Source organism: Glaciibacter superstes DSM 21135 (assembly GCF_000421145.1).
GTDB classification, from domain to species: domain Bacteria; phylum Actinomycetota; class Actinomycetes; order Actinomycetales; family Microbacteriaceae; genus Cryobacterium; species Cryobacterium superstes.
The window spans coordinates 1-9,947 of record NZ_ATWH01000032.1 but is presented as its reverse complement, the minus strand read 5'-3'; the positions used below and the strand labels follow the sequence as shown (position 1 = coordinate 9,947).

2 protein-coding genes, 3 rRNA genes and 1 pseudogene are annotated in these 9,947 nt (G+C 57.6%); 5 read left to right on the top strand and 1 reads right to left on the bottom strand.

Going from position 1 to position 9,947, the window contains the following annotated elements; translation table 11 throughout:
• Positions 1-255, bottom strand: a pseudogene (locus K323_RS28300) (hypothetical protein); the annotation flags it as partial.
• A gap of 122 nt (positions 256-377) precedes the next feature.
• Here K323_RS28300 and ahcY point away from each other — a divergent pair.
• From ahcY to rrf, 5 genes are all read left to right on the top strand, one after another.
• Complete coding sequence (gene ahcY, locus K323_RS0123260; protein WP_022887655.1) at positions 378-1,880, top strand: adenosylhomocysteinase; 1,503 nt, start codon at positions 378-380, stop codon at positions 1,878-1,880.
• Positions 1,881-1,977: 97 nt separating this feature from the next.
• Positions 1,978-3,900, top strand: coding sequence for a C69 family dipeptidase (locus K323_RS0123255; RefSeq protein ID WP_022887654.1), 1,923 nt, complete (start codon positions 1,978-1,980; stop codon positions 3,898-3,900).
• 638 nt (positions 3,901-4,538) lie between these two features.
• A 16S ribosomal RNA gene (locus K323_RS0123250) occupies positions 4,539-6,073 on the top strand.
• A gap of 493 nt (positions 6,074-6,566) precedes the next feature.
• Positions 6,567-9,696 (top strand): 23S ribosomal RNA (locus K323_RS0123245).
• A 120-nt stretch (positions 9,697-9,816) separates the two neighbouring features.
• Positions 9,817-9,933 (top strand): 5S ribosomal RNA (gene rrf / locus K323_RS0123240).
• Together the 16S, 23S and 5S rRNA genes form the textbook arrangement of a ribosomal RNA operon.
• The last annotated feature ends 14 nt before the right edge of the window (positions 9,934-9,947 follow it).

Genomic DNA, 9,947 nt, shown 5'->3' with positions numbered 1-9,947 from the left:
GTCCACCTCGTCCTGCAGCCGACGAATCTCCGCCACATCCTTACGTGCCATTGAGCCAGTATGACGAGGAACCAGCCCGACACCGAGATCTCCGTCGGCCATCGCCAGACGCCACCCGCGCATCTCCGTGCCCGTGATGCCGTGCTCGGAAAGGTACACACCCTTCGTCCCGTGCCGGGCGGCCACATACGCAAGCACATGCTCACGCTTCTCATCCACCGAGAAGATCCTCGGCGCGATTGTTACTACAGTCATTGCGAATCTCCGATCAGAACGGGTCACAACAAGACTGCCAGCCAGGGTTTCGCCCGTTTCGGAGCGCAAATGCCGAAAATCTCCGTCGAATGGTTCCAAGCCAGGGATGCGAAGATAGTCACATGACTGTCGTTTCGACCCCCACGTCCAGCGCGTCCGCAACGGCGCTGCCCGCCTTCAAGGTCGCAGACCTGTCCCTCGCCGAATCGGGGCGGCACCAGCTGCGTCTCGCCGAAAATGAGATGCCCGGCCTGATGGCCCTCCGCGACGAGTTCGGCGATTCCAAGCCGCTCGCCGGGGCGCGCATCGCCGGTTCTCTGCACATGACCGTGCAGACCGCCGTTCTGATCGAGACCCTCGTCGCCCTCGGCGCGCAGGTGCGCTGGGCGAGCTGCAACATCTTCTCCACACAAGACGAGGCGGCGGCTGCCATCGCCGTCGGTCCGACCGGAACAGCGGATGCCCCGGCCGGAGTCCCGGTGTTCGCCTGGAAGGGCGAGACGCTGGAGGAGTACTGGTGGTGCACCGAGCGCATCTTCGACTGGAGCGAGGAAGCTGCGGCGGCGGGGGAGACCTGGACCGGCCCGAACATGATCCTCGACGACGGCGGCGACGCCACCCTCCTCGTGCACAAGGGACGTGAGTTCGAAGAGGCCAGTGAAGTGCCGGCGACAACGGATGCCGACAGTCACGAATATCGGGTCGTGCTTGACACCCTGCGCCGGTCGCTCGACCTCACACCAGACCGCTGGACCGGCATCGCCGGCGAGATCCGTGGCGTCACGGAAGAAACCACCACCGGCGTGCACCGACTCTACGAGCTGGCGGCCGCCGGCCAGTTGCTGTTCCCAGCGATCAACGTGAACGACTCGGTCACCAAGTCGAAATTCGACAACAAGTACGGCATCCGTCACTCACTGCCAGACGGCCTGAACCGGGCGACCGACGTGCTGATCGGCGGCAAGGTCGTGTTCGTCTGTGGCTACGGCGACGTCGGCAAGGGTGCGGCAGAGGCCCTTCGCGGCCAGGGCGCACGGGTCATCGTCAGCGAGATCGACCCGATCAATGCACTGCAGGCCGCAATGGACGGTTTCCAGGTCTCACGCATCGAGTCGGTGGTCGACCAGGTCGACATCTTCGTCAGCGGCACAGGCAACTTCAGTGTCATCACCACGGAGCACATGCTCCAGATGAAGCACCTCGCGATCGTCGCCAACGTCGGGCACTTCGACAACGAGATCGACATGGCCGGCCTGGAGTCGCTGGGCGGCGCCGTGAAGGTGGAGATCAAGCCGCAAGTGCACGAGTGGCGGCTCCCGACCGGGCGCAGCGTTCTTGTGCTCTCAGAGGGCCGCCTGATGAACCTCGGCAACGCGACAGGGCACCCGTCGTTCGTGATGAGCAACTCGTTCACCAACCAGGTGCTTGCCCAGATCGAACTGTACTGCTACCCCGAGAAGTACCCGGTGGGCGTGTATGTACTGCCGAAGCACCTCGACGAGAAGGTGGCCAGGCTGCACCTCGACGCGCTCGGCGTTGAGTTGACCGAGCTGACCCCTGAGCAGTCCGTATACATCGGAGTGCCGGTCGGCGGCCCGTACAAGGTCGACCACTACCGCTACTGATACCCCGGCTCCGGAGGGGGTAGTCGCGCTCGTGGGCGTGTACCCCATTCAGGGGGATTGGGCAAAGGCTTCCCTTCAGCGATAGAACGGATACCGGTTGCATCAGCAACCGGTACATCTGTTCATTCGCCTAGGAGGCATTATCTCTTTTCGACGACTGGCATCTGCCAGCATCGCCATTCTGATCACGGGTACCGGAGTTCTCGCCGCTGCACCCGCGGCCGCGGCATCCGTTGTCGCAGCATCCGTTGAACCAGTGACTGAAACAACGCAGCAGGGCAGCGACTCAAGCGGTCCGGATGCCGATCCGGACAAGAGCTTCGCGTTCTACGCGGGCAAGAATCGCACCGAATCCGGCCATACTCTCATTGGCGGCTTCGGGCATGAGCCGTCGAGTCACTGGCTTGAGATCGTGCCGGCGCAGAAGCACGAGGCCGGCTCCACCATGGTGGTGGGTGCGACAGACGAAGCGGACATGCCCGGTCAGCTCACCGAGATCCCCCAGACCCCAGAGACCGCGAGATATATCACCTCGAACTACTCTGAGTTCGCCGGATTCCCTGCGCCGCTGACCAACGGCGGGCTGAACGAACACGGTGTGGCCGCACGCGATGTGTGGTCGAACTCCCGCGAAGAGCTGTGGGACATGACGCCGCCAGACCAGACAGGGCCGAGCTACTCCGATCTGTCCCGCATCGCCATGGAGCGGGCCACGAGCGCGCGTGACGCCGTTGATATTCTCGGGGCGCTCATCGATGAATACGGTTACACCACGTACGGCGGCAACTCACACCTGTTCGCCGACGAGAACGAGGGCTGGGTGTTCGTCGAGTACTCCGGCGGACTCGGGCTGTGGGCAGCGGAGCGGCTGAGTGCCGACGACATCCGGGTCTCGTATCCGGGGTATATCCAGGAGTTCCCTGTCGACGCGATCAACGGCGACAACCCCGACTACGTCGGCTCGGCAAACCTCGTCGATGTTGCGGTGCAGCAGGGCTGGTGGGAGTCCGCAGGACGGGCCACGATGAACCTGCAGGATGTCTACCAACAGGAGTTCCCGACCAATGACTTCGAAGTCGGTCAGGACGCCGATCCCGACGATCCTGCACCGTATCGAAACCCGGTCTCCCTGGAGGGCGAACTCGAATCGATGGACGCGCTGACGCTGCAGGACGCGATGCGGCTGGTGCGTGATCCGCGCTGGTCTGACGACCGATCCGGATACGGACAGGTCGCCGAGATCCGCGATGACCTCGCCGATCCGCGGCTGCAGACCCTGTGGGTGGCGGTGACCGCGGCCGCGACGGCGCCCTACATCCCCGTGATGATCGGAACAGGAGACGTTCCCATCGAGTACACCCAGCATCGCTACCTCACCGCTGGTGCCTCGGCGAGCTACGTCTCGCCTGAGTATGCGGAACAGGAGGCGACGGAGTTTGCCACACAGACGTACAAGCGGCTGATGTACGCGGCCTGTGCCAGGCCCGAAGCGTATTTCGAGGATGTCACCGCCGCGTTCGAAGGCATGGAAGCGACGTCGATAGACGAACACGCGGAGGTGATCGCTCGGGCGAGCGACGCGATCGAGAGTGGTGACGACTCTCGGGCGGAGGAAATCCTCACGGAGTTCACCAGCGAGCGAGCCACGACCGGACTCGGTCTCGGCAACTACCTGCTGGAAGACATTCTCGAGCGCAGCACGGCAGACGGCGGCATCCATCGACCGGATGTCGACGTGCCGGTGGGAACCGCGGCGTCGGAACGCAGCCTGGATATGTCGATGCAGGGCGTGTCATCGCGTGATCGGATGAACTGCGATGTCGGAGGCGGCTGGGCCGATGGCAGCACCGTCGATCGCCAGGGTGAGTATGGAGACCCGGCTGATGTGCCCGAATTCGCAGCGGCCGCTACTGAAGCGGACAGTACCCTCACGCCGGTGTGGATCGGCGTGAGCGCGCTCGGCGGTCTGCTGGTCGGGGCCGGCGTTGTGTGGCTTGTGTCGAGGCGTCGCCGAGCCTGATCGTTGCGACCGTTGTACACGGTTGCCCGCCCGTCATTTCTTTGCGGAGTGGCGGCGCGGGCGGTCGTGACACGCCCGGAATGCAGCCGTTTTGACGAGCGGGGAATCCGACCGTAATGTATCTATACGTACCCCAAAGGTGCGGGAAAGCCGCAGAGCTTCCCGGCCTCAAGTGGGACCGAATCCCAAACTGAGAAGCACAAGAATCCTCTTGTAGGAATGTGCTTTGACGCCTAAGATTAAAAATCCTCCTACGAACTGTGCTGCAGTTCAAGTGGGGGCGTTTTTTCGTGTGTGTTCAACCGTGTGTTGAATGCTGCGAAATCGCCCGAAACACTTGATTTGACAGGCATCCAGCAAGTAGGTAAGGTAGAGAAGTTGCCCCATTGCGATGGCCGGGAGGTCTGAGGTTGGGGTGTCCGATCCTTGAGAACTCAACAGCGTGCACTATGTCAAATGCCAAAAACCTCGTCGTTGGACTTCGGTCTGATGAGGAGATTCCTTTGGAAAAGATTAATGGATAGAAGCAAGTCAGTAATGATTTGTTCTGTCAGTTTCAAACTTGTGTTTGGTTCGCCTATTCCGGTGGCCTTTCACACTAGATGTGACGCTGGGTTCGCCTGGTTGTCTGTCAAACATTTACGGAGAGTTTGATCCTGGCTCAGGACGAACGCTGGCGGCGTGCTTAACACATGCAAGTCGAACGATGAAGGGGAGCTTGCTCCTTGGATTAGTGGCGAACGGGTGAGTAACACGTGAGTAACCTGCCCTTGACTCTGGGATAAGCGTTGGAAACGACGTCTAATACCGGATATGACAGCTGACGGCATCGTCTGGTTGTGGAAAGAATTTTGGTTGGGGATGGACTCGCGGCCTATCAGCTTGTTGGTGAGGTAATGGCTCACCAAGGCGACGACGGGTAGCCGGCCTGAGAGGGTGACCGGCCACACTGGGACTGAGACACGGCCCAGACTCCTACGGGAGGCAGCAGTGGGGAATATTGCACAATGGGCGCAAGCCTGATGCAGCAACGCCGCGTGAGGGACGACGGCCTTCGGGTTGTAAACCTCTTTTAGTAGGGAAGAAGTGGCTCTTTTTTGAGTTGTGACGGTACCTGCAGAAAAAGCACCGGCTAACTACGTGCCAGCAGCCGCGGTAATACGTAGGGTGCAAGCGTTGTCCGGAATTATTGGGCGTAAAGAGCTCGTAGGCGGTTTGTCGCGTCTGCTGTGAAATCCCGAGGCTCAACCTCGGGCCTGCAGTGGGTACGGGCAGACTAGAGTGCGGTAGGGGAGATTGGAATTCCTGGTGTAGCGGTGGAATGCGCAGATATCAGGAGGAACACCAATGGCGAAGGCAGATCTCTGGGCCGTAACTGACGCTGAGGAGCGAAAGCATGGGGAGCGAACAGGATTAGATACCCTGGTAGTCCATGCCGTAAACGTTGGGAACTAGATGTGGGGGCCATTCCACGGTCTCCGTGTCGCAGCTAACGCATTAAGTTCCCCGCCTGGGGAGTACGGCCGCAAGGCTAAAACTCAAAGGAATTGACGGGGGCCCGCACAAGCGGCGGAGCATGCGGATTAATTCGATGCAACGCGAAGAACCTTACCAAGGCTTGACATATACGAGAACGCCGCAGAAATGTGGAACTCTTTGGACACTCGTATACAGGTGGTGCATGGTTGTCGTCAGCTCGTGTCGTGAGATGTTGGGTTAAGTCCCGCAACGAGCGCAACCCTCGTCCTATGTTGCCAGCACGTTATGGTGGGAACTCATGGGATACTGCCGGGGTCAACTCGGAGGAAGGTGGGGATGACGTCAAATCATCATGCCCCTTATGTCTTGGGCTTCACGCATGCTACAATGGCCGGTACAAAGGGCTGCGATACCGTAAGGTGGAGCGAATCCCAAAAAGCCGGTCTCAGTTCGGATTGAGGTCTGCAACTCGACCTCATGAAGTCGGAGTCGCTAGTAATCGCAGATCAGCAACGCTGCGGTGAATACGTTCCCGGGCCTTGTACACACCGCCCGTCAAGTCATGAAAGTCGGTAACACCCAACGCCGGTGGCCTAACCCGTAAGGGAGGGAGCTGTCTAAGGTGGGATCGGTGATTAGGACTAAGTCGTAACAAGGTAGCCGTACCGGAAGGTGCGGCTGGATCACCTCCTTTCTAAGGAGCATGTGCAGTCTCGTGGAGTCTTTGCTGTTTACACGGAGTGAAGCGAGAATTAACTGCCAAGTTGTACCAGCCTGTTCGGGTTGGACAACGCTCATGGGTGGAACATTGACATAGATGCCGGATGAAGTTCGCTTCACTTAGTACGCCCCAGTGTTTATTCACTGTCGGTTGGAATGGTGGGGTGGACGGGGGCTGGTATACCGCACGCTGTTGGGTCCTGAGGGACCGGGCCGGCCATTGGGTTGGACTGTTCCTCTGGACCTTTTCTCGTTTCCATTACTTGGGGCGGGGGAGGGTACCGCCCGTACTTTGAGAACTACACAGTGGACGCGAGCATCTTAGATTCGAGACTTCGGTCTCGAATCACAAAGATTGAGCCGGCGAAATCGTTCAGCCTTTGGGTTGTTCTTTTTTGTTGGCTCTTTCATTGGTCAATTTCTGTCGCGAATTTATTCGTGACCTTAATCGATTCGAACTCATGTGATTTCAAATTTCTAAGAGCAAACGGTGAATGCCTTGGCATGTAGAGCCGAAGAAGGACGTAGTAATCTGCGATAAGCCTCGGGGAGTTGATAAACGAACTGTGATCCGAGGATGTCCGAATGGGGAAACCCCGCCAGGCCCGTGAGGTGATCTGGTGACTCCCGCCTGAATATATAGGGCGGGTAGAGGGAACGTGGGGAAGTGAAACATCTCAGTACCCACAGGAAGAGAAAACAATAGTGATTCCGTTAGTAGTGGCGAGCGAACCCGGACGAGGCTAAACCGATTATGTGTGATAGCCGGCAGGTGTTGCATGGTCGGGGTTGTGGGACTTTTCTGCTGTCTCTGCCGAGATGGTGAGGGTTAGAGCGTTGTATAGGCGAACAGGATTGAAAGCCTGGTCATAGAGGGTGCGAACCCCGTAGCCGAAATGCAGTAATCGCCCGAAGAGTATCCCAAGTAGCACGGGGCCCGAGAAATCCCGTGTGAATCTGTCAGGACCACCTGATAAGCCTAAATACTCCTACATGACCGATAGTGAACAAGTACCGTGAGGGAAAGGTGAAAAGTACCCCGGGAGGGGAGTGAAATAGTACCTGAAACCGTTTGCTTACAAACCGTTGGAGCAGCCTTGTTGCTGTGACAGCGTGCCTTTTGAAGAATGAGCCTGCGAGTTAGTGATATGTGGCGAGCTTAACCCGAGAGGGGAATGCGTAGCGAAAGCGAGTCTGAATAGGGCGATTCAGTCGCATGTCCTAGACCCGAAGCGAAGTGATCTATCCATGGCCAGGTTGAAGCGTGTGTAAGAGCACGTGGAGGACCGAACCCACTTCAGTTGAAAATGGAGGGGATGAGCTGTGGATAGGGGTGAAAGGCCAATCAAACTTCGTGATAGCTGGTTCTCTCCGAAATGCATTTAGGTGCAGCGTTGTGTGTTTCTTGCCGGAGGTAGAGCTACTGGATAGCTGATGGGCCCTAAAAGGTTACTGACGTTAGCCAAACTCCGAATGCCGGTAAGTGAGAGCGCAGCAGTGAGACGGTGGGGGATAAGCTTCATCGTCGAGAGGGAAACAACCCAGACCACCAACTAAGGTCCCAAAGCGCGTGCTAAGTGGGAAAGGATGTGGAGTTGCACAGACAACCAGGAGGTTGGCTTAGAAGCAGCCACCCTTGAAAGAGTGCGTAATAGCTCACTGGTCAAGTGATTCCGCGCCGACAATGTAACGGGGCTCAAGCACGCCACCGAAGTTGTGGCATTAGCATTTTTGGTAAGCCGCCACCTTGTGTGGTTGGTTCAGCCGTGTTGATGGGTAGGAGAGCGTCGTGTGGCCAGCGAAGCGGCGGTGTAAACCAGCCGTGGAGGCCACACGAGTGAGAATGCAGGCATGAGTAGCGAAAGACGGGTGAGAAACCCGTCCTCCGAAAGACCAAGGGTTCCAGGGCCAGGTTAATCCGCCCTGGGTAAGTCGGGACCTAAGGCGAGGCCGACAGGCGTAGTCGATGGACAACGGGTTGATATTCCCGTACTGGCGAAAAACCGTCCGAACCAATCCAGTAATGCTAAGTATCTGAATCCCGCCGACCAAAGCCTTCGGGTGGAGGGGGTGGGCCTAGCGTACGACCCTATTCTGGTGCGGTTAGCGTATTAACAGGTGTGACGCAGGAAGGTAGCTGAGCCGGGCGATGGTTGTCCCGGTCTAAGGGTGTAGGCCGAGAGATAGGCAAATCCGTCTCTCATGAAGGTTGAGACCCGATGGGTACCCCGTAGGGGGGAAATCAGTGATCCTATGCTGCCAAGAAAAGCATCGACGCGAGGTTTTAGTCACCCGTACCCCAAACCGACTCAGGTGGTCAGGTAGAGAATACTAAGGAGATCGAGAGAATCGTGGTTAAGGAACTCGGCAAAATGCCCCCGTAACTTCGGGAGAAGGGGGGCCTGAGGCGTGAACGGATTTACTCCGGGAGCGTTTGAAGGCCGCAGAGACCAGTGGGAAGCGACTGTTTACTAAAAACACAGGTCCGTGCCAAGTCGCAAGACGATGTATACGGACTGACGCCTGCCCGGTGCTGGAAGGTTAAGAGGAACGGTTAGCACTTCGGTGCGAAGCTGAGAATTTAAGCCCCAGTAAACGGCGGTGGTAACTATAACCATCCTAAGGTAGCGAAATTCCTTGTCGGGTAAGTTCCGACCTGCACGAATGGCGTAACGACTTCCCAGCTGTCTCAACCGCGAACTCGGCGAAATTGCATTACGAGTAAAGATGCTCGTTACGCGCAGCAGGACGGAAAGACCCCGTGACCTTTACTACAGCTTGGTATTGGTGTTCGGTGTGGCTTGTGTAGGATAGGTGGGAGACTGTGAAGCTTGGACGCTAGTTCAGGTGGAGTCACTGTTGAAATACCACTCTGGTCATATTGGATATCTAACTTCGAACCGTGATCCGGTTCAGGGACAGTGCCTGGTGGGTAGTTTAACTGGGGCGGTTGCCTCCTAAAAAGTAACGGAGGCGCCCAAAGGTTCCCTCAACCTGGTTGGCAATCAGGTGTCGAGTGTAAGTGCACAAGGGAGCTTGACTGTGAGACTGACAAGTCGAGCAGGGACGAAAGTCGGGACTAGTGATCCGGCAGTGGCTTGTGGAAGCGCTGTCGCTCAACGGATAAAAGGTACCTCGGGGATAACAGGCTGATCTTGCCCAAGAGTCCATATCGACGGCATGGTTTGGCACCTCGATGTCGGCTCGTCGCATCCTGGGGCTGGAGTAGGTCCCAAGGGTTGGGCTGTTCGCCCATTAAAGCGGTACGCGAGCTGGGTTTAGAACGTCGTGAGACAGTTCGGTCCCTATCCGCTGCGCGCGTAGGAAATTTGAGAAGATCTATCCCTAGTACGAGAGGACCGGGATGGACGAACCTCTGGTGTGTCAGTTGTTCCGCCAGGAGCACCGCTGATTAGCTACGTTCGGAACGGATAACCGCTGAAAGCATCTAAGCGGGAAGCCGGCTTCGAGATGAGATTTCCATCCCTTAGGGGGAGAGGCTCGCAGCTAGACTACTGCGTTGATAGGCCGGATGTGGAAGTGAGGACTAAAGACTCATGGAGCTGACCGGTACTAATAAGCCAATAATTTGATAACACTTCGTTCGAATCGAAGATGCTACGCGTCCACTATGTGGTTCTCGATGTACGGTCGAGAACCAAACACACAACATCACGTTGTGCTTGTTTGATTCACTTTGATTAACATCACAAGTGTTTCGGCGGCTATAGCGAGAGGGAAACGCCCGGTCACATTCCGAACCCGGAAGCTAAGACTCTCTGCGCCGATGGTACTGCAGGGGGGACCCTGTGGGAGAGTAGGACACCGCCGGACTTAACTTAGAAACA